At 45.2% G+C, this 22341-nt stretch carries 18 protein-coding genes; 15 read left to right on the top strand and 3 right to left on the bottom strand.

From position 1 onward, the window contains the following. Positions 1 to 81: 81 nt before the first annotated feature. The gene (locus E5A76_RS13175; protein WP_053987639.1) at positions 82 to 597 is read right to left on the bottom strand and encodes an FxsA family protein; all 516 of its coding nucleotides are present in this window, start codon (positions 595 to 597) and stop codon (positions 82 to 84) included. 450 nt (positions 598 to 1047) lie between these two features. On the opposite strand from E5A76_RS13175, the gene aspA reads away from it, so the two are divergent. The 6 genes from aspA to E5A76_RS13145 all read left to right on the top strand — a co-directional run bounded on the left by aspA (position 1048) and on the right by E5A76_RS13145 (position 7663). Continuing rightward, positions 1048 to 2511, top strand: a complete 1464-nt coding sequence (gene aspA, locus E5A76_RS13170; protein ID WP_053987638.1) for an aspartate ammonia-lyase — start codon at positions 1048 to 1050, stop codon at positions 2509 to 2511. Between the two features lie 130 nt (positions 2512 to 2641). Continuing rightward, complete coding sequence (locus tag E5A76_RS13165) at positions 2642 to 3949, top strand: anaerobic C4-dicarboxylate transporter (protein ID WP_161119213.1); 1308 nt, start codon at positions 2642 to 2644, stop codon at positions 3947 to 3949. Between the two features lie 167 nt (positions 3950 to 4116). Further along, positions 4117 to 4668: a thioredoxin fold domain-containing protein gene (locus E5A76_RS13160; RefSeq protein WP_237458741.1), complete on the top strand. Its 552-nt coding sequence runs from the start codon at positions 4117 to 4119 to the stop codon at positions 4666 to 4668. A gap of 172 nt (positions 4669 to 4840) precedes the next feature. Continuing rightward, on the top strand, positions 4841 to 5476 hold the full coding sequence (locus E5A76_RS13155; protein WP_008986062.1) for a response regulator transcription factor: 636 nt from the start codon (positions 4841 to 4843) through the stop codon (positions 5474 to 5476). Positions 5477 to 5681: 205 nt separating this feature from the next. Further along, positions 5682 to 5948, top strand: a complete 267-nt coding sequence (locus E5A76_RS13150) for a DUF4212 domain-containing protein (protein WP_008986061.1) — start codon at positions 5682 to 5684, stop codon at positions 5946 to 5948. Positions 5949 to 5959: 11 nt separating this feature from the next. Next, positions 5960 to 7663: a sodium:solute symporter family protein gene (locus E5A76_RS13145; RefSeq protein ID WP_053987635.1), complete on the top strand. Its 1704-nt coding sequence runs from the start codon at positions 5960 to 5962 to the stop codon at positions 7661 to 7663. A gap of 96 nt (positions 7664 to 7759) precedes the next feature. Here E5A76_RS13145 and E5A76_RS13140 read toward each other — a convergent pair whose 3' ends face one another. Then, the gene (locus E5A76_RS13140; protein ID WP_202443258.1) at positions 7760 to 11206 is read right to left on the bottom strand and encodes a hybrid sensor histidine kinase/response regulator; all 3447 of its coding nucleotides are present in this window, start codon (positions 11204 to 11206) and stop codon (positions 7760 to 7762) included. A gap of 244 nt (positions 11207 to 11450) precedes the next feature. Further along, positions 11451 to 12623: a 3-phenylpropionate MFS transporter gene (locus E5A76_RS13135; protein ID WP_161119210.1), complete on the bottom strand. Its 1173-nt coding sequence runs from the start codon at positions 12621 to 12623 to the stop codon at positions 11451 to 11453. A 388-nt stretch (positions 12624 to 13011) separates the two neighbouring features. On the opposite strand from E5A76_RS13135, the gene acs reads away from it, so the two are divergent. From acs to fis, 9 genes are all read left to right on the top strand, one after another. Then, positions 13012 to 14961, top strand: a complete 1950-nt coding sequence (gene acs / locus E5A76_RS13130; protein ID WP_161119209.1) for an acetate--CoA ligase — start codon at positions 13012 to 13014, stop codon at positions 14959 to 14961. Positions 14962 to 15458: 497 nt separating this feature from the next. Continuing rightward, positions 15459 to 15911 (top strand): type II 3-dehydroquinate dehydratase, encoded by a 453-nt coding sequence (gene aroQ, locus E5A76_RS13125; protein ID WP_053987631.1) that lies wholly within the window; start codon positions 15459 to 15461, stop codon positions 15909 to 15911. Between the two features lie 27 nt (positions 15912 to 15938). Continuing rightward, positions 15939 to 16418, top strand: a complete 480-nt coding sequence (accB, locus tag E5A76_RS13120) for an acetyl-CoA carboxylase biotin carboxyl carrier protein (RefSeq protein WP_107167330.1) — start codon at positions 15939 to 15941, stop codon at positions 16416 to 16418. Between the two features lie 14 nt (positions 16419 to 16432). After that, positions 16433 to 17776, top strand: a complete 1344-nt coding sequence (gene accC, locus E5A76_RS13115; protein WP_161119208.1) for an acetyl-CoA carboxylase biotin carboxylase subunit — start codon at positions 16433 to 16435, stop codon at positions 17774 to 17776. A 196-nt stretch (positions 17777 to 17972) separates the two neighbouring features. Next, positions 17973 to 18254, top strand: a complete 282-nt coding sequence (locus tag E5A76_RS13110) for a YhdT family protein (protein WP_023932135.1) — start codon at positions 17973 to 17975, stop codon at positions 18252 to 18254. Then, positions 18247 to 19704, top strand: coding sequence for a sodium/pantothenate symporter (panF, locus tag E5A76_RS13105; RefSeq protein WP_161119207.1), 1458 nt, complete (start codon positions 18247 to 18249; stop codon positions 19702 to 19704). Before E5A76_RS13110 ends, panF begins: the two co-directional genes overlap by 8 nt. Positions 19705 to 19867: 163 nt before the next feature. Then, positions 19868 to 20752: a 50S ribosomal protein L11 methyltransferase gene (prmA, locus tag E5A76_RS13100; RefSeq protein ID WP_161119206.1), complete on the top strand. Its 885-nt coding sequence runs from the start codon at positions 19868 to 19870 to the stop codon at positions 20750 to 20752. Positions 20753 to 20928: 176 nt separating this feature from the next. After that, positions 20929 to 21894, top strand: coding sequence for a tRNA dihydrouridine synthase DusB (gene dusB / locus E5A76_RS13095; RefSeq protein WP_161119205.1), 966 nt, complete (start codon positions 20929 to 20931; stop codon positions 21892 to 21894). Positions 21895 to 21917: 23 nt separating this feature from the next. Next, positions 21918 to 22214, top strand: a complete 297-nt coding sequence (gene fis / locus E5A76_RS13090) for a DNA-binding transcriptional regulator Fis (RefSeq protein ID WP_005372656.1) — start codon at positions 21918 to 21920, stop codon at positions 22212 to 22214. Positions 22215 to 22341: the final 127 nt, after the last annotated feature.

The raw sequence follows: 22341 nt of genomic DNA, 5'->3' as shown, positions 1-22341 counted from the left end.
AATATGAATAGTGTGAATATAAAAAAGGCAGCGAACGCTGCCTTTTTTATTAATAACTTTTTATATGCCAACTATAAACACTTACTTTAAACGTGGATTTTGCTGGTTATCATTTTGATCATCTTTACGTTCAAACTCACCATCAAACACATCACCATTGTCATTATGATGATTAAATGGCCCTTGCGAATGACCACCAAAATCAGAATGGAAACCACCACCAAATTGATTAAAGTTACTCTGTACTTTCACTCGCTGCATTAATTGTTGTGCTAACTTAGCGCGAATGTGAGGCAGTAGAATACACATACCTAAGGTGTCCGTCATAAATCCAGGTGTTAATAGTAGAACACCGGCAACCGCCAATAGCACACCTTCAACAATTTCTTGTGCTGGCATTTCGCCTTGCTGCATCTTGCTTTGCACCGACATCAATGTCGCCAAACCTTGACTGCGCACTAACGATGCCCCAACCACAGCGGTGATAAAGACCAACATCATGGTCGGCCAAAAGCCTAAAAAGCCGCCCACTTGAATAAATAAGCCAATCTCAATCATTGGCACAGCGATAAATAGCAGCATTAATATCGGGAACACAACGAACCTCTTCTTTTCTATGTCTTCTTGTAAGCCCAGTCCGACTGAGCAACAGGCTACAGTATTGCATGTTTGTGATTTAAATACCGAGCCAAGAACGATAAAAAATCGTTAACAAATGATTCCGTCTTTAAATTTGAATATTGTCGAAAAAATCAGATACTCCACCTGAGCAGTTGTTCATATTTTGTTATTTATCTTCATTTTCTATCAGATTCACCCTCTGTTTATTAACAACTTTTGTGAGTTTGATCGCGTTTCCGTGCAAATATTTACAGGTCGTTTTAAAAAGTGATCTGGATTATGTTTTTAGGCAATCAGGGGAGTATTATCAGCATCAATTAAGGTGTCAGGTACGATCATCTTGCTTCAACTTAGCGAAACGGATTCTTTGCTTAAATAGTTGGCTTATTTATTGATTTTATTAAAAGATTCCCAAAGGGCTATATTATGTCTCAGATGATTGATCTTGAAAAAAATAATGAAGCAGCGCTAAACGTTGCAACTCGAATCGAAGAAGATCTTCTAGGTGAACGTCACGTTCCAGCTGACGCTTACTGGGGTATCCACACTCTACGTGCAATCGAAAACTTTAATATTTCTAGCACGACTATTTCTGACGTACCTGAATTTGTTCGCGGCATGGTTTTCACTAAGAAAGCAGCTGCAATGGCTAACAAAGAATTAGGCGCAATCCCTTCTGAAGTGGGTAACTACATCGTTCAAGCTTGTGATCTTATCCTTGAAACAGGCAAGTGCATGGATCAGTTCCCATCTGATGTATACCAAGGTGGTGCGGGTACTTCTGTTAACATGAACACTAACGAAGTGATTGCAAACCTTGCTCTTGAACTGATGGGCAAAGAGAAAGGCGAATATGACATCGTTAACCCGAACGATCACGTCAACAAATCACAGTCAACTAACTGTGCTTACCCAACAGGTTTCCGTGTTGCTGTCTACAACAGCATCATCAACATGCTTGAAGCATTAGACTACCTAAAAACCTCATTCGATGTGAAAGCAACTGAGTTTGCTAGCATCCTAAAAATGGGTCGTACTCAGCTACAAGACGCAGTACCTATGACAGTAGGTCAAGAGTTCCACGCTTACAGCGTATTGCTAAAAGAAGAGATCAAAAACCTTCAGTACACGGCGCAATTACTACTTGAAGTGAACCTAGGTGCAACAGCTATCGGTACTGGCCTAAATGCTGCAACAGGTTACCAACACCTTGCAGTTCAACGCCTTGCAGAAATTACAGGTCTACCTGTAACTCCTGCTGAAGATCTGATTGAAGCAACCTCTGACTGTGGTGCTTACGTCATGGTTCACGGTGCGCTAAAACGTACTGCAGTGAAACTATCTAAGATCTGTAACGATCTACGTCTACTGTCTTCTGGTCCTCGTGCTGGTTTGAACGAAATCAACCTACCAGAAATGCAAGCAGGCTCGTCTATCATGCCAGCTAAAGTAAACCCAGTTATTCCTGAAGTGGTTAACCAAGTTTGCTTTAAAGTGATCGGTAACGACACAACTGTTACTTTTGCAGCAGAAGCTGGTCAGCTTCAGCTAAACGTGATGGAGCCAGTGATTGGTCAAGCACTGTTTGAATCAATCAGCCTACTGAAAAATGCATGTATCAACCTACGTGATAAGTGCATCGAAGGTATCACTGTGAATAAAGACGTATGTGAAAGCTACGTGTTTAACTCTATCGGTATCGTAACTTACCTAAACCCATTCATTGGTCACCACGAAGGCGATATCGTTGGTAAGATCTGTGCAGAAACAGGTAAGAGCGTACGTGAAGTGGTTCTAGAGCGCGGTCTACTGACTGAAGAGCAATTAGATGATATCTTCTCTATCGAAAACTTAATGCACCCTCAATATAAAGCACAACGCTACAGCTAAGCGTTTCGCTCTCTGAGAAATAAGCGGATTTTCACTCGAGGATCCGCTTTTTTTTGTGAATTTTTTTGTTTTTACCTCATCTTTTTTATTTTTAACTTATATTTTTAAACTTTCATACAGGAAAAAATCTATGACGGGAATCGAACTCTTTGTCGTGCTTGCCTTTATCTTTCTAGGGGCAAGGATCGGCGGCATCGGTATTGGCTTTGCCGGTGGTGCTGGTGTTATTGTGTTGTCATTGGTACTGGGTGTACCCACTAGCCAATCATTCATCCCTGTTGATGTGATCTTAATTATCATGTCAGTGATCACCGCCATTGCTGCCATGCAAGTTGCTGGCGGTATGGACTGGTTAGTTCAACTGGCAGAAGATTTCCTGCGTAAAAATCCTAAACGTATTACCTTCTACGCGCCAATCGTGACTTACTTAATGACCGTGATGGCAGGTACAGGACACACAGCCTTCTCAACTCTACCTGTGATTGCTGAAGTGGCAAAAGGTCAAGGCATTCGTCCTTCACGTCCTCTCTCTATTGCTGTTATCGCTTCACAAATTGCGATCACGGCTTCCCCAATTTCTGCTGCCGTCGTGTTTTTCTCAGGTATTCTTGAGCCTATCGGTGTGAGCTACATTACTCTGCTAGCGATTTGTATTCCAACCACCTTTATCGCTTGTATGGTGGGCGCATTCGTTGCGAACTTCATGGGTTGCGAACTAAAAGACGATCCTATTTACCAAGAGCGTCTAGCAAAAGGCTTAGTCAGCCAAGAAAACACCACTCGCCGTGAAATCAAACCAGAAGCAAAACGCGCTACTTACATCTTCCTAGCTGCGATTATTTTCGTGGTGTGTTATGCCGCTGCGATTTCTCACTCAATCGGCTTGATTGAAAACCCAACTCTAGGTCGTAACGAAGCAATCATGTCTGTGATGCTAACAGCAGCGGCTGCAACCGTTTGGTTATGTAAGATTGATGCATCAAAAATTGCATCAGCACCAACATTCCGCTCTGGTATGACAGCATGTATCTGTGTACTGGGTGTAGCATGGCTTGGCTCAACATTTGTTAACGCACACGTTGATGGCATTAAGGAGTTTGCCGGCTCTCTACTTAGCGATTACCCATGGATGCTAGCGCTGATCTTATTCTTTGCTTCAATGCTACTTTACTCACAAGGCGCAACCACTACGGCACTGATGCCAGCGGCATTAGCCATTGGTGTTGCACCGCTAACAATGATTGCTTCATTTGCAGCAGTTAGTGCGCTGTTCGTATTGCCAACCTACCCAACGCTACTTGCAGCCGTTGAGATGGATGATACTGGCTCAACGCGTATCGGTAACCTTGTGTTTAACCACCCATTCTTTATTCCAGGTGTGGTCACTATTTTCACTTCTGTCGCACTAGGTTTTATCTTCGGTGGCTTCTTACTGTAAATACAACCTGTGATACCAGACTTAAAAAGATTGCTCTTGGGCAATCTTTTTTTTGTCCTAACTTTGACATACCCTACGCCAATAATAAGAATTTCTTGCTAAGCTAATAACAAATCACAGACACAAGAGTTATCACTATGATGTTATTAACGAATTACCCGATAATCATGGCTATAACGATAATTTGCATTCTATTATCTTGCGTCACTCTCTGGTTTATTTGCCGACATCCAATCCCTTATAAAGGGCTCTACAGTATTGGGCTTGGGATCATCATCGGTCTTTGCTCTATTTTCCTTTTTACGACGATTAAACATTTAGAGCGCCAAGCGAGTCTAACTCCAACGCCAACCTTTATTGCCGTTCACTCTATTGATGATTTGGAATTAGCCTTAACAGAAGCTGCGAGTCAGCATCAGCCGGTACTGTTGGATGTCACTGCCGATTGGTGTACCCCTTGTATCGCTTATAAAAAAGAAATTTTTCCTGCACCTGAAGTGGCTAAACAGCTCAATCAGTACACCTTGTTAGAAGCGAATGTCACAGCCAATACCCCACAAGATCTGGCATTAATGCAACAGCTCAATGTCATTGGTTTTCCAACCTTATTGTTTTGGGATAGCAAGGGAGAAACAGCTCCCCAAGCACAAGTTACTGGCTTTATGGATGCCAATGACTTTAGTGAACACCTACGCCAACAAGCGCTACACATCCAATAATCATTGCCCCCAATATCCTTATAAAAATAGGCGCATTTAACAAAAAACTGTGCTGAGTTACACGCAAGACGAGCGAGAGAGGATCAATATCTGATCTTTATGGTATGAAAATTGCGCAGTCATATTTGCCATGCTAGCGTTAGCATATTAATAACAAAAATAAAGTACTGCTATGGAAGCTCAGCACACAATCGTTATCGCCGATGATCATCCTCTGTTTCGAAATGCCCTGTTCCAATCTGTCCACATGGCGATTAGCGGTGCAAACCTTCTTGAAGCAGATTCGCTCGATTCATTACTCTCTCTCCTCGAAAAAGAGCCCGACGTTGATTTACTGTTACTCGATCTAAAGATGCCCGGTGCCAATGGCATGTCGGGGCTGATTCAATTACGCCAACAATACCCAGAGCTTCCTACGGTAGTGATCTCTGCCAGTGAAGAGGAAAAAGTGATCCGCCAAGTACACAGTCATGGTGCGTTTGGGTTTATTCCAAAATCAAGCGACATGCGTGCGCTGATCTCTGCATTAAATCAAGTACTCGATGGCGAACCCTTCTTTCCTGATAACATCAGTGAGAACAATCAGGCTTACCGTGATTTAGCCGATAAAATTGCCACGCTTACCCCACAGCAATACAAAGTGTTAGGCATGTTGTCTGACGGCCAACTCAATAAGCAGATCGCTTATGATTTGAATGTCTCTGAAGCGACAATTAAAGCCCATATGACAGCAATATTTCGCAAGCTAGATGTAAAAAATCGCACCCAAGCCGTTATTTTGCTCCAGCAACTCGACCTCGATGAATGAAACGTTAGACTTTAGGCTAACAATGATCGGTATTTAACCCTCAAAAGCGATTTATCCCTCACAAAAACGCCCAAATATGGGCGTTTTTGCTTTTTTAGCCTCGACTAAAGTTGCACTGATAGAACGAAATTTCATTGCTATTGTTTCTTTTGTAACAATTTATTAACAACAAGTTTCGTATTAATAATGCGTGAAGGAGATAACAATGGCGTTCGCATCCAAGGAGCAAGCTCAAGCCTATTGGAAACAAAATCTCAGCATCATGGGATCACTTTTAGCAATCTGGTTTGCTGTTTCATACGGCGCAGGGATCTTATTTGTTGATGCTCTCAATACCATTCAAATTGGTGGCTTCAAATTAGGTTTCTGGTTTTCACAACAAGGGGCTATTTATACATTCGTTGCCCTGATCTTCGTTTATGTGGTTCGCATGAACGCACTCGACCGTAAATTCAACGTTCAGGAAGATTAAGGAAGCGTTATATGGATATTCAAACTTGGACCTTTATCTTGGTCGGCATTACCTTCGCTCTGTATATCGGCATTGCGATTTGGGCTCGCGCTGGATCAACCAGTGAATTCTATGTGGCAGGCGGTGGTGTTCACCCTGTCGCTAACGGCATGGCAACCGCAGCAGACTGGATGTCAGCGGCATCCTTTATTTCAATGGCAGGGATCATCTCGTTTATTGGTTATGACGGTGGTGTTTACCTGATGGGTTGGACCGGTGGTTACGTCCTCCTTGCCCTTTGCCTTGCCCCTTATTTACGCAAATTTGGCAAATTCACGGTGCCAGATTTCATCGGTGATCGTTACTACTCCAAAACTGCCCGCATGGTGGCTGTGTTCTGTGCCATTTTTGTTTCATTCACTTATGTAGCAGGCCAGATGCGTGGGGTTGGTGTGGTATTCGCCCGTTTCCTTGAAGTGGATATCAACATGGGGATCATTATCGGGATGGGGATCGTATTCTTCTATGCCGTGATGGGTGGCATGAAAGGGATCACCTACACCCAGGTTGCTCAGTACTGTGTACTTATCTTTGCCTTCATGGTGCCAGCGATCTTCACCTCTCTGATGATGACAGGATCACCTATTCCACAGTTTGGCTTAGGCTCAACCGTTAATGGCTCTGAAACTTATCTGCTTGAAAAACTTGATGGCTTAACCACTGAACTTGGCTTTACTGCCTACACCGATGGCTCTAAGAGCATGGTGGATGTGTTCTTTATCTGTGCCGCTCTGATGGTCGGTACCGCAGGTCTGCCACACGTGATCATCCGTTTCTTTACCGTACCAAAAGTAAAGGATGCGCGGGTATCAGCAGGTTGGGCATTAGTCTTTATCGCTATCCTTTACACTACAGCCCCAGCGGTAGCTGCCTTTGCTCGTGTCAATATGATCGATACGATTAATGGCCCTGAAATGAAAGGTGTTCCTGCCGAGCAAGCCCCGAGCTGGGTGAAAAACTGGGAAAAAACTGGCCTTGTAGCTTGGGAAGATAAGAACAATGACGGCAAGATGTTCTACTCAGGTGATGATCGCAACGAGATGACCATCAACCGTGACATCATTGTATTAGCAAGCCCAGAGCTGGCGAAATTACCAAACTGGGTAGTCGCCCTATTAGCAGCAGGTGGTCTTGCAGCCGCACTATCAACCGCAGCGGGCTTACTACTGGTGATCTCGACGTCCATTTCACACGATTTATTGAAGAAAGGCTTTAAGCCGAACATGAGTGAGAAGCAAGAGCTACTCGCAGCCCGAATAGGTGCTGCGATTGCGATTGTCGGTGCTGGTTACTTAGGTATTAACCCACCAGGCTTTGTGGCGCAGGTAGTAGCCTTCTCGTTCGGCTTAGCCGCAGCTTCTTTCTTCCCAGCAATTATCCTTGGCATTTTCTATAAGAAGATGAATAAAGAAGGTGCAATTGCAGGCATGATTTCAGGTATTACTTTCACTGCCGCTTACATTATTTACTTCAAGTTTATTAACCCGGCAGCAAGTACACCTGACAACTGGTTCTTTGGTATTAGCCCTGAAGGCATCGGTACATTAGGTATGTGTCTAAACTTTGTTGTCGCTATTGTGGTCAACAAGTTTACCGCTGAAGTGCCTAACGATGTGCAAGAGATGGTGGAATCTATCCGCTTCCCTCAAGGTGCAGGTGCTGCCCAAGATCACTAAGCAACCCATCACTTCTCCTTAGCTATACTTCCCTAGCTTTTGCGGAGTCCTTTGGACTCCGCCTTTTTCTTTCTTCTCTTTTCTAAGCAAGCTAGGTTAGGCTTCCACTTTTAAACATTGGTTTAAGACTGAACGCAACTTCAACGGTTTAACTGGTTTACTAATAAAACCAAAACCGTGGCCTCGAATCGCTGCTTGGTTTTCTGTCATTCTATCAGCACTGATCACCACCCCTTTAAAACTATCGCCAAGCCTTAAACGACACTGTAATAACACCTCAAGCCCTGTTTGCTGATGAGCTAAATGATAATCGCTGAACACCACATCAGGTTGCCATTGGTTATCTAACGCCTTCATTGCCTCAACCAAATTTTCAGCCAATTTCACCTCACAGCCCCAACGTGCTAATAAGGTTTCCATGCCTAATAAAATATCGGTTTCATTATCGACACACAGCACTTTTAATCCCGCTAATGGGGCTTTTGTCTCACTCACTGATGGTTTTGTTACCACTAACATGGCAGGGTGACCAATTGGTACTGATAGCGAAAACACCGTGCCACGTCCTTGCCATGAGCGTAAATCCAATGGGTGATCTAATACTCGTGAAATACCACGCGCAATGGCTAAGCCTAATCCTAAACCGTGCTCTGCCCCGGTTTGCTCCACACGGGTAAACTCATCGAAAATATTGGCTTGTTTTTCAGGCGGGATCCCCGGCCCGTTATCCCATATTTCAATGTTTAGACGTGCTCCTTTACGTCTTACCCCCAATAACACTTTGCCATGAGGGTTATAACGAAAGGCATTGGTGAGGAAATTCTGTAACGCACGACGTAACAACTTGGCATCAGAGATGATCACCGCCTTACTACTCACCACATCAAACTCAATTCCTTGCTCTTTAGCCAAGGCACTGAACTCGGCCGATAAAGTATTGAGCACATCACTGACTTTAAACGGCACAATATGGGTTTGCAGTTTTCCTGATTCTAAGCGTGACACATCCAATAAGTCGCCGATCAAATCTTCTGCCGCCCCTAGCGCACTTTCAATATGAGCAGCCAGCCTTGCACTTTCTTTGCCTTCAGCGACTTCGGTTAATGATGATGAGAACAAACGCGCAGCATTAAGAGGCTGCATTAAGTCGTGGCTTACAGCAGCTAAAAAGCGACTTTTCGATTTCGCCTGTTGCTCAGCTTGTTGAGTTGCTACCACCAAGCGTCGGTTTAGTTGTTCTAACTGCTGGGTACGATCTTTCACCCGCGCTTCAAGGTTTTCATTGGCTTCTTTCAGTGCCACTTCCGCTTGCCTAAACGCAGTAATATCACTAAAGCTCATGACGAAACCGCCACCGGGCATCGGATTACCTTGCACTTCGATCACTTGCCCATCAGGGCGAATACGTGATGACGTATGGGCGGTTCCTCGTTGTAAGTGCTCAACCCGTTTCGCAACATGCGCCTCGGGATCGCCGGGGCCACACAAGCCTTGTTCAGCATTATGACGAATTACATCTGTGATCGGACGCCCCACTTGAATCAAACCTGGAGGGAAGGTAAACAGTTCTAAGTAGCGTTGATTCCACGCGACTAATCGTAATTGCTTATCCACTACCGCAATGCCTTGGCTAATGTGTTCAATCGCCCCTTGTAATAGTCCACGGCTAAAATCAAATAGCTCAGAAGCTTCATCAACAATCGTTGCCACTTCTTCTAATTGCATGTTTCTTCCTTGCAAGGCAGAAGTGAGTACTAACCTTGCTGAAGAGGCACCAAAAACCCCCGCTAAAACTCGCTCGGTATGACGGATCATGGCAGCTGAAGCTTGTTGTTGAGGAGACAACCCTTCACCTTGCTGCTCGGCAAATTGAGCAAAAGCATGACGCACGCGCTTTCGACCAACAAAGCGGGACGCTAACATCTCAAGCTCAGCGACGGTTACACGGGTTTGATACAAACTACCATCTTCAGCCTCAACCAGTGATGCACCAACAAACGAAGCCGCTTGTAGCCGCTCTGTCAGAGATGATCTTGTCACTAAAGACACACCGATAAACAAACTCAGATTCACACACAAACTGAGTAACATGCCCCAATCAACTGCTGATAAGTGGCGTAAAATAGGTAACTGAGGCGAACTTAATAACCACAATAGAACGTTACTTTGCGCATCTCCCGCTAACATGCCTGTTTGGCTCATCATAGTGATGAGCCAAATTGTCATCCCGCCCATCAGCCCTGCATACACACCTTTCTTATTACCAAAACGCCAATAAATTCCCCCGAGTAAAGCAGGAGAAAACTGAGCAATGGCGGCAAAAGAAAGTAAACCAATTGCAGATAACGAATGTACGTTATCTAGCACATGATAAAAGCCCCAAGCAGCCAGTAGTAATAGCACAATCAACACACGGCGAACGTTGAGTAGCAGCCCTGAAAAAGCGGTGAAATTTCGCTGTCCGATCCGTACTCGACGCAACATCAATGGCATGACTAAATCATTAGAGATCATGATCGCCAGTGCAATGGTCGACACAATCACCATTCCTGTCGCTGCGGATGCGCCACCTATAAATGCCAGCAGTGCGATAGCGTTGGCACCTTGCTGTAGCGGCAAATTGATCACATACGTATCAGCAGACACCGTCGGCAGTAATTGTTGCCCTACGAGCGCAAGCGGGATCACAAATAGCCCCATCAAAAAAAGGTAAGTCGGGAAAATCCAACGGGCTTTATGTAAGTCACTTTGGCAATGATTCTCTACCACTATGGTATGAAACTGACGAGGCAAACAGATAATCGCCGCCATGGTAAGCAGCATATGGATCAATAAACTGCCAACATTCAACGATGAGTAAGTAAGTGATTGCCAACCTACATCATCAAATTTGGTAGAGGTTTGAAATAAACTTAATGCAAAAATACCCACAGCGAGAAAAGCAACTAGCTTGACGATAGATTCAAACGCAATCGCCATCATCATGCCACGATGATGCTCGGTAGAATCAATATGTCGGGTACCAAATAAAATCGTAAACAAGGCCAGAGCACCTGAGACAATCCAAGTGGTATCGAGCCCTTCCTGGCTGAACGTCTGACTAAAATCTGGTGCTATTTGATCAAGCCCTAACGTGATACCACGCAGCTGCAGAGCGATATAAGGCAAAATCCCCACCACTGCAATCACGGTTACTAGCATGGCTAAGCCTTGAGATTTGCCATAACGCGCAGCGATAAAATCAGCAATCGAGGTAATGTGCTCACGCTTCGCAATCAGGATCAGTCGAGCCAGCACTTTCCAGCCCAAGGTAAACACAATAATCGGTGCTAGGTAGATAGGTAAGAAGGACCATAAATCACGACTGGCTTGCCCAACCGTGCCGAAGAAGGTCCAAGAGGTACAATAAACTGCAATAGATAGGCTGTATATCCACGGTCGCCATCCAGCTAACCATTGGCTTTTTTTATCGCCATACCATGCAATGGCAAATAATACCCCGAGGTATAACAACGATACTGCTATAACCACCCATCCCTGCATCATGATCCGCTATCCTTTTCTGCGTCAATAAGTCACTGTAACCAAGTTGTTACAACAGACTCAATCGTGCCAGATCACAGATCTCTCAGTAAGATGCTGAGCATCACTTTTTTATCTTCAAACAATAAAAAAACGCAGCCAATATGACTGCGCTTTAAACATATATACCCAAGCGACTTCAAGATGCCAGATTCAGAGCGAGATCACTGAGTTGAATTCACTTGGGTATAAAAGTAAGTAATTACTATGCTTTACTTGCTTGGTATTCAGTAGCGACTTGCTGAGTCGGTGTCATACGAATAAAGAAAACAGGCAATGCCATTGCCGCCATGACCCAAAACACATTGGCGCCCCAACTTCCGTACATCCAACCACTAGCAGAAGTTAAAATCGCCATCACCGCCCCTAGTGGGATCGCATTATAAAGCGACTGCAATGCCACAGAATGGCTGTTCGGTTGCTGCTGGATATAACGGATAGTTGCTAAGTGCGCTGCCGCAAAAGTGACGCCGTGTAAGGCTTGCACTGGGAACATCAGCCATTGATCGGTAAGAGTTGCCATTAAGCCCCAGCGCACCATTACCCCAAAGGCAGCTAAGCGGAACATATTATTCACTGACCAACCAGCAAATAAGCGCTTACTAACAAGAAAGACCATCACTTCTGCGGCAACACTGAAACTCCATAAATAGCCGATCATCGATTCATCAAAACCAATCTTCTGCCAGTAAATCGAGCTAAAACCATAATATGCGGCATGACTACCTTGTAATAAGGCAGCAATCACCATCAACTTAATCACCGCACTATTACGCAAAATCCCCCATAACGCTGGACGTACTTGCGCTTGTGTTTCTTCATCAACTGGCATGATCGCGGGATTACGCACCGCCATGATTTGTGAGAAAGCCAAACCGGATAACGCCACCCAAGGAATAATGTCAGCGCCATAGTGATTTGCGAGCACCCCAACCACCGTAGAGCCAGCGATAAAAGCGAGCGAGCCCCATAAGCGTGTACGCCCATAGTCCAAATGCCCACCTTTCGCATAATGGTTAACGATCGCATCAGAGAGCGGCACGATAGGTCCCGCCGATAAATTAAAGAGGATGGTGACAGCTGCTAACGCCCAAAGGTTGCCGCCACAAACGATATAGATAATACAAGCCACGAGACCAAGCAGAGTAAAGCCTCGAAGTGCCGGAATAAGATGTTCAACTTTGTGAATACGTGGCGTTAGTACTAAGTTCGCAATACAACGAACCGCAAAACCTAAACCAAGCAAAAGACCAATATCAGAGTCGTTCACTCCAATATGTTTGAACCAAATCGCCCAAAATGGCAGATACACGCCATATGAGAAGAAAAATCCCCACAAATATTGTGAGCTCCAACTATAAGGTGAACGGTTAAACATAGACATCTCGCACAAAGGTTGAATAAAAAAGCAACATATTATGGCGTATATCTCGTCTTAAACTAATGGGATAACGCAATTTAAAACCGACATCCACATGGTGTTACTCAAATTTTGCGAGTCATCTCTCACTTATATTTATCTCTACAGGGTTTGCGGCAAGAACGGACAACACTGCACAAACTGTCATGAAAAAAGCATGTAAATCCCATTTTCACCCTTTGATCCAGCTCTCTCATCCTAAAGTCTAATTGTAGACAAGGTCTAAATGGCACACCGTATACACAGCACAAAACAACTATAACAAGTCAGTTTGCTTACCCTTACTTATAACAATCGGCTAAGTATGCAGGGAGCATCAGAAGTATAAGAACTCAAGGAGAATAAGATGAGTGAGGTTCATGTTTATCCGGTCAATGAGGCCATTGCAAAAACAGCTCATGTGAATGAAGAGCAATACCGCGAAATGTATCAACAATCGGTGATAAACCCTGAAGGTTTTTGGCGTGAACACGGTCAAATTGTTGATTGGATGAAGCCATTCACCAAAGTAAAAAATACCTCATTCGATACAGGTCACGTCAGCATCAAATGGTTTGAAGACGGTGAACTCAACGTATCTGCTAACTGTATTGATCGCCACTTAGCGACCAAAGGTGATCAACCAGCTATCATCTGGGAAGGTGATGATCCAAATGATGATGCAACCCTCACCTACAATGAATTACACAAAGAAGTTTGTCAGTTTGCTAATGCCCTAAAGAGCCAAGGTGTTCGTAAGGGTGATGTTGTTTGTCTTTACATGCCAATGATCGCAGAAGCGGCAATCGCAATGCTGGCATGTACCCGTATCGGTGCTGTTCACACCATCGTATTTGGTGGTTTCTCACCAGAGGCACTTGCGGGTCGTATTATCGATTCAAACGCTAAAGTCGTCGTTACCGCAGATGAAGGCGTACGTGGTGGTCGTGCGGTTCCACTCAAGAAAAATGTTGATGATGCATTAGCTAGCCCTGATGTAACAACCGTAGAGAAAGTGGTTGTCTTTAAACGCACAGGCGGTGAGATTGCATGGCAAGACGATCGTGATGTGTGGTGGCACGAAGCAACATTGGTTGCCTCAACCCATTGTGCGCCAGAGCCAATGAACGCAGAAGATCCACTCTTTATTCTTTACACCTCAGGTTCAACAGGTAAACCAAAAGGCGTTCTACACACCACAGGTGGTTACCTTGTTTACGCCACCATGACGTTCAAATATGTTTTCGATTACCAAGAAGGTGATGTGTACTGGTGTACAGCCGATGTTGGTTGGATCACAGGTCACAGCTACTTGGTATACGGACCACTAGCAAACGGCGCAACCACTGTGCTATTTGAAGGTGTACCGACTTACCCATCAACCAGCCGCATGAGCGAAGTAGTTGATAAGCACCAAGTGAGCATTCTATACACTGCCCCTACCGCTATTCGAGCCTTAATGGCGAAAGGTGATGAAGCGATTCAAGGTACTAACCGCTCATCACTGCGCATTATGGGCTCTGTGGGCGAGCCAATTAACCCTGAAGCATGGGAATGGTACCACCGCACTATCGGTGATAACCGCTGCCCTATCGTAGATACGTGGTGGCAAACAGAAACGGGCGGGATCTTAATTACCCCACTACCGGGTGCTACCGCACTAAAACCAGGCTCTGCGACACGTCCATTCTTCGGCGTTCAGCCAGCATTGGTCGATAACGTAGGTAACATCCTTGACGGTGCGACAGACGGTAACTTGGTGATGACCGATTCATGGCCGGGTCAAATGCGTAGCCTATGGGGCGATCACGAGCGTTTCGAACAAACCTACTTCTCAACCTTTAAAGGCATGTATTTCACTGGTGACGGTGCTCGTCGTGATGAAGACGGTTACTACTGGATCACAGGGCGTGTGGATGACGTACTGAATATTTCAGGTCACCGTATGGGAACAGCAGAAATCGAATCAGCATTGGTTGCTTTCGATAAAATCGCAGAAGCAGCCATTGTTGGTGTCCCACACGAAATCAAAGGCCAAGCGATCTACGCTTACATCACACTAAATGATGGCGAGATCCCAAGCGCAGAGCTTCATAAGGAAGTCAAAGATTGGGTACGTAAAGAAATCGGCCCAATTGCTACACCGGATTTCCTACACTGGACAGATGCGCTACCAAAAACCCGTTCAGGTAAGATCATGCGTCGTATTCTGCGTAAGATCGCCACAGGCGATACCGCAACATTGGGTGATACTTCAACCCTTGCCGATCCAAGTGTGGTTGAGCGCTTGATTGAAGAAAAACAGAAAGTGATGTAATCACATTTTTCAACTTCTAACAAAAAGACCGCCAAGTGCGGTCTTTTTTTATTTTTTTCGCTAGTTTTCTCGATTTAATTCAGCAAACCACCAGCTTCACTCACCTAAAATGCGCCACCAAGATCACAATGTAGAATAAATCGACAACAATATTGTTGGTTTATTCATCAGATTTTCGTTACTACTGTAGACATATTTCCGTCTTGTGAGAATAAGATGAATATATGAAGAATTATCACTAAATTCTTACACTTAGTTGCGGGAACTTGTCGTAAGATAAAACGTCTAATTTTGACTAATCACTCAACTACAGCTTACACGTGTTCGCACAAAAAAGTGGTGATTAGACCAGTATTTTGCTGCGATTTGCGGTGAATTCTCTATAATTGCTCAACAACGAACGTTTAGCAGTAAAAAAACGGACACACGGAAACAAAATTGCATAAGTCTGCAAGTTGTTAGAGTTTAACCTCATAAACAAGTGAAAATACGTCAAGATGTCGACCGTTAAACGAATTTTAGTAATTAATGGGCCTAACCTAAACCTATTAGGTCTTCGAGAGCCGGGTCATTACGGCCATCAATCGCTCAATCAACTTATTGATGGGCTCACTGCTAAAGCTACCCAATTAGGAGTGGCGTTAGAACACGTTCAATCTAATGCGGAACATGTATTGATTGATGCAATTCATCAGGCCTACGGCAAGATCGATTTTATCATCATCAATCCAGCAGCCTTCACGCACACCAGCGTTGCGATCCGTGATGCGCTACTCGGTGTCGCCATTCCGTTTATTGAAGTGCACTTATCTAACGTCCACGCCCGTGAACCCTTCCGTCACCACTCTTACCTTTCCGATAAAGCAGTAGGAGTGATTTGCGGCCTCGGCCCTGACGGTTATGAATTCGCCCTGAATGCAGCAGTACGTCGCCTGCATGCAGACAGCTAACTGAACAATATAAAAAGAGAAATATAAATGGATATTCGTAAGATCAAGAAGCTAATCGAGCTTGTAGAAGAATCAGGTATTGCTGAACTAGAAATTTCTGAAGGTGAAGAGTCTGTACGCATCAGCCGTAGCGTTGCACCAACAGCAGTAATGCCACAACAATACGCAGCAGCGCCAATTGCACCAGCACAGCCTGCAGTAGCACAACCAGTAGAAGCACCAGCAGCACCTGTTGCGACAGCTCCAGCAGCAGAAACTGCAGCACCAGTAGCTGGCCACTCTGTACTTTCTCCAATGGTTGGTACTTTCTACCGCTCTCCAAGCCCTGAAGCGAAATCATTTGTAGAAGTGGGTCAATCTGTCAACATCGGTGACACGCTATGTATCGTTGAAGCGATGAAGATGATGAACCAAATCCAAGCAGACAAAGCCGGTAAAGTTGTCGCTATTCTTGCAGAAGACGGCGATGCGATTGAATTCGATCAGCCTCTTATCATCATCGAGTAATCGAGGCTCTGGCTATGTTAGATAAATTAGTAATTGCGAACCGAGGTGAAATTGCACTTCGTATCCTACGCGCTTGTAAAGAGCTAGGTATCAAAACTGTAGCGGTTCACTCCACTGCAGACCGCGATCTTAAGCACGTTCTACTTGCTGACGAGTCAGTGTGTATTGGTCCTGCTCGCGGTATCGACAGCTACCTAAATATTCCACGCATCATCAGTGCTGCTGAAATCACAGGCGCTGTAGCTATCCACCCTGGCTACGGTTTCCTATCAGAAAATGCTGATTTTGCTGAGCAAGTTGAGCGTTCTGGTTTTATTTTCGTGGGTCCTAAAGCTGAAACTATTCGCCTAATGGGTGACAAAGTTTCTGCGATCACGGCAATGAAAAAAGCAGGCGTACCTTGTGTACCAGGCTCTGACGGCCCACTTGATGACGACGAAGCGAAAAACAAATCGTTCGCTAAGCGTATTGGCTACCCTGTGATCATCAAAGCCTCTGGTGGCGGTGGTGGTCGTGGTATGCGTGTTGTTCGTAGCGAAAACGAACTAACAGAAGCAATCGCAATGACCCGTGCGGAAGCAAAATCTTGTTTCAATAACGACATGGTTTACATGGAGAAATACCTTGAAAACCCACGTCACATTGAAGTACAGGTTTTAGCTGACGGTCAAGGCGGTGCGATCCACTTAGGTGAGCGTGACTGTTCTATGCAGCGTCGTCACCAGAAAGTAGTAGAAGAAGCACCAGCACCGGGTATTACTGAAGAAATGCGTAAGTACATCGGTGAGCGCTGTACTCGTGCATGTATCGAAATCGGTTACCGTGGTGCGGGTACGTTTGAATTCCTATACGAAAACGGTGAGTTCTACTTCATTGAAATGAACACCCGTATTCAGGTTGAACACCCAGTAACAGAAATGGTCACTGGCGTTGATTTGATCAAAGAGCAATTACGCATTGCTGCAGGTCAACCGCTGTCTTTCAACCAAAGTGATATTCAAATTCGTGGCCATGCTATCGAATGTCGTATCAACGCAGAAGATCCAGAGCGTTTCCTACCTTGCCCAGGTACTATCGAGCGTTTCCATGCGCCAGGTGGTATGGGTATTCGTTGGGAATCTCACATCTACACCGGCTACACAGTACCGCCTTACTACGATTCAATGATCGGTAAGTTGATTGCGTACGGTGAAAACCGTGATGTTGCGATTTCTCGCATGCGTAACGCACTAAGCGAAATGATCATTGACGGTATTAAGACTAACGTACCGCTACAACAAGCGATCATGGCAGACGAGAACTTCCAAAAAGGTGGTGCAAACATTCACTACCTAGAGAAGAAACTTGGTCTTCAGTAAGCCCTGCTTGCTGCGCTAAAAGGCTACCTTCGGGTAGCCTTTTTGTTTACTACCGCCTTTCAATCCCTGCTGATTGATCTGTTCACATGGCATAACACAGTATCTTTTGCCACAATAGCCCACCTTTTTTGACCAACTCTACTGTTCACTACACTGTATTGAGTAGTAACACTCTTGATAACACTGGAGATACAGCATGAAAACGCTCTCAGCACGTTATCGCCAAGCCCATAAAGAGGCTTATTGGGCGATAGCCCTAGCGTTAGCTTATTTTCTATGGTGGTACGTATCCGCCTACGGCTTAGCACCTGCTATCGGTGATCTAAGTATGCCAACCTTGTATTTTGGCTTCCCACTCTGGTTCTTGCTGTCATGTATTGTCGGCCCAATCCTGTTTACTGTACTTTGCGGTGTGATGGTGAAAGTCGTCTACCGTGATCTTCCTTTAGATATTAATCACGACGAACCTGATGAATAGCCAACTGATCATCCCGATAGTGCTTTATCTTGCGGCTGTATTCGCAATGGCACTCTATACCCGACGTTTTCAAGGTAAAGGCAACTTCCTGACCGAATATTTGGTCGGTGGTCGCAGCATGGGCGGCTTCGTGCTTGCCATGACCCTTGCCGCTACCTACGCCAGTGCCAGTACCTTCATCGGTGGCCCCGGTGCGGCTTACAAAATGGGATTAGGCTGGGTATTACTTGCCATGATCCAATTACCAGCCGCATGGCTCACCTTAGGTGTGCTGGGTAAAAAGTTTGCCATTGAAGCCCGTCGTCACAATGCACTCACACTTAATGACATCTTGTATGCCCGCTATAAAAACCGTGGTGTTGTCATTTTTTCCTCATTATCACTGCTACTGGCCTTCTTCGGTACCATGGTGGTGCAGTTTGTTGGCGGGGCGCGATTGCTGCAAACCGTGACGGGTTTATCCTACATGCATGGCTTGATGATCTTTGCGATCACTGTCGGCCTCTATACCACTATCGGTGGCTTTAGAGCGGTAGTCATGACAGATACCCTACAAGGTTTGATGATGATCATCGGTACTATCGCCCTGCTGGTCGGGATCGTCCATGCTGGCGGCAGTGTAGGTGCTTTGGTGACCAAGTTACACGATATTGATCCAGCATTGATCACTCCGTACGGTCCAAATCACTTTCTTAGCCAACCTTTCATGTTGAGCTTTTGGATTTTAGTCTGCTTTGGTGTAATAGGTCTGCCTCATGCCGCAGTACGTTGTATGTCTTACAAAGACAGTAACTCACTGCACAAAGGCATGGTGCTGAGTACCATCATGGTGGCACTACTAATGTTTGGTATGCACTTAGCGGGCGCATTAGGTCGCGCTATCGTGCCAGATATCGCAAGCCCCGATCAGATCATGCCAACCTTAATGGTCACCGTACTCCCACCCGTCGTGGCTGGGGTGTTCTTAGCAGGACCAATGGCAGCGATCATGTCGACTATCGATTCGCAGTTGATCCAAGCCTCAGCAACGCTATTAAAAGATTTATATATCAACTATATCAATCCAAGCATTGCGACTAACGAACACGCAGAAAAGCGTCTGCCAAAGCTCTCACTGTGGGTAACTGGGATCTTCTCAGGTTTAGTATTTATCGCAGCAATGAATCCGCCCGATATGATCATTTGGCTTAACCTGTTAGCCTTTGGTAGCTTACAAGCGGTATTTCTCTGGCCACTGGTCCTCGGCTTATACTGGAAAAAAGCTTCTGCAACTGGTGCATTTGCTTCCATGGTAGTGGGATTAAGTAGCTATATCATACTGTCGCTGAGCAAGCCGGATATGAATGGTGTACATGCGATTGTGCCTACGCTGATATTAGGATTACTGGCTTTCATCATTGGTAGCTACGCAAAACCTACCAAAGTAGAAACACCGCAATTGAGCGACTAAAAGCGCCTATTTAGCACGAAAAACTCGACTACATTAAAGATAGTGCCATTCGGTACTATCTTTTTTTTATCCCTAGAATGACATCTGGCAATGGGGATTGGTGAAATTTCATGCTAGACTGCGCCCCCTATGTTCAAGTAGTCACAAAATAAGCGAATAAACCATGCCTTGGATTCAAATTAAACTGAACGCAACTGCAGAGAGCGCAGAAGCAATTGGCGACATGCTAATGGAAGAGACTGGTGCTCTGTCTGTCACTTTCCTTGATGCACAAGACACGCCAGTGTTCGAGCCTATGCCAGGTGAAACCCGCCTTTGGGGTGATACCGATGTAATTGGTTTGTATGATGCTGAAGCCGACATGGATTTCGTGCTGAACATGCTAAAAAACAGCCCACTAATTGCTGATGATTTCGCTTACAAAATCGAGCAGTTAGAAGATAAAGACTGGGAACGTGAGTGGATGGATAACTTCCACCCAATGCGTTTCGGTCGTCGCCTATGGATCTGCCCAAGCTGGCGTGAAGCACCGGAGCCAGATGCGGTAAACGTACTACTAGACCCAGGTCTAGCATTTGGTACAGGTACTCACCCAACGACTTCACTGTGTCTTGAGTGGTTAGACGGTCAAGATCTAACGGGTAAAACCGTTATCGATTTTGGTTGTGGTTCAGGCATCCTAGCCATTGCTGCACTAAAACTAGGTGCGGCAAAAGTGATCGGTATCGATATCGACCCACAAGCTATCTTAGCCTCTCGTGATAATGCTGAGCGTAACGGCGTATCTGACAAGCTAGAGCTATACCTACCGAAAGATCAGCCTGAAGGCATCCAAGCCGACATCGTGGTAGCAAACATCCTTGCAGGCCCACTACGTGAGCTATCACCTGTGATCAAGAGCCTGATCAAAGATGGCGGCGAGCTAGCGATTTCTGGCGTACTAGAAAGCCAAGCAGAAGATGTATCGACTTACTACAGCGATGAACTAACTTTAGATCCAGTTCAAGCGCGTGAAGAGTGGTGTCGTATCTCAGGCCGTAAGGCATAATCAGCCCATTTTTAGGGCGCATCCGCTGATTTTTATTTATAAAATAAAACGGTCAATTGATTGAAAATCATACGATTTTAAAAAACAAAATCATCATGCTCAATTATTGGCCTTTTCAGCAGAGCAAAAAATGCGTAAAATGCGCGCCCTTACTGGCACAGTCAGGTAGAGACATTTTGCAAATCGGTCCTTATCAACTTAAAAACCAGCTGATAGTCGCGCCTATGGCGGGTGTGACCGATCGGCCATTTCGTGAGTTATGCCTTCGCTACGGTGCTGGCATGGCTGTTAGCGAGATGATGTCGTCGAACCCAGATCTATGGAAGACGTCTAAATCGCTCAATCGTATGGTTCATGAAGGTGAATCAGGCATTCGTTCGGTTCAGATCGCAGGTGCTGATCCAATGTTGATGGCTGAAGCTGCACAATTCAGCGTTGAAAACGGTGCGCAAATCATCGATATCAACATGGGTTGCCCAGCAAAGAAAGTAAACAAAAGATTAGCAGGCTCTGCGCTACTGCAATATCCCGACCTTGTTGAAGACATTCTTCGCACCGTTGTTGATGCAGTGGATGTTCCGGTAACGCTGAAAACGCGTACCGGCTGGGACCTGGAAAATAGAAACTGTGTCGACATAGCCAAACTCGCGGAACAGTGTGGCATTCAAGCTCTCGCCCTTCATGGTCGAACCAAAGCTTGTATGTACAAAGGTGAAGCGGAATATGACTACATCAGAGCGGTGAAACAAGCCATCTCGATCCCGGTTATCGCTAACGGTGATATCGATAGCCCAGAAAAAGCGCGCTTTGTACTCGATTACACGGGTGCCGATGCTCTGATGATTGGCCGACCTGCACAAGGGAAGCCGTGGATTTTTCGCGAAATCCACCATTACTTAACAACTGGTGAACACCTCGCTGCACCATCAATTGATGAGGTTAGCGAAATAATGCTAGGGCATGTTCAAGAACTCCACCAGTTCTACGGTGAATACCTAGGACTGCGCATTGCACGTAAACACGTGTCTTGGTACTTGAAAGAGCATGCACCTGCAGGTGATTTCCGCCAGACCTTCAACGCAATCGAGGATGCTCAAGAGCAACTTGATGCGCTGCAAGGCTACTTCGAAAACGTTGCATAAATACTAGAAGAGCTTACAGAATTATGTTCGAACAAAATCTGACTTCCGAAGCGTTAACAGTAACAACTGTAACTTCACAAGACCAAATCACACAGAAACCTCTACGTGATTCAGTGAAGGCATCCCTTAAAAACTACCTTGCTCAATTAAATGGTCAGGAAGTCGACGATCTGTACGAGCTTGTGCTTGCAGAAGTTGAACAACCACTACTAGATACAATCATGCAGTACACTCGCGGTAACCAAACTCGCGCAGCAACCATGATGGGTATCAACCGTGGTACGCTACGTAAGAAGCTAAAGAAATACGGCATGAACTAAGACTTAACCGTCTTTGTTTGTGATAAAAAAGCCATCCCTGTTTATCCAGGTGAAGTGACCCCCAATAGTTGGACACCAATTATTGGGGGTCTTTTATGTCCAAATATAGTCGAGAGTTAAAATGCAC

This window comes from Photobacterium lucens (assembly GCF_009873615.1).
GTDB lineage: Bacteria > Pseudomonadota > Gammaproteobacteria > Enterobacterales > Vibrionaceae > Photobacterium > Photobacterium lucens.
Note: the sequence above shows the minus strand (reverse complement) of the source record. Positions and strands in the feature narration are given on the sequence as shown.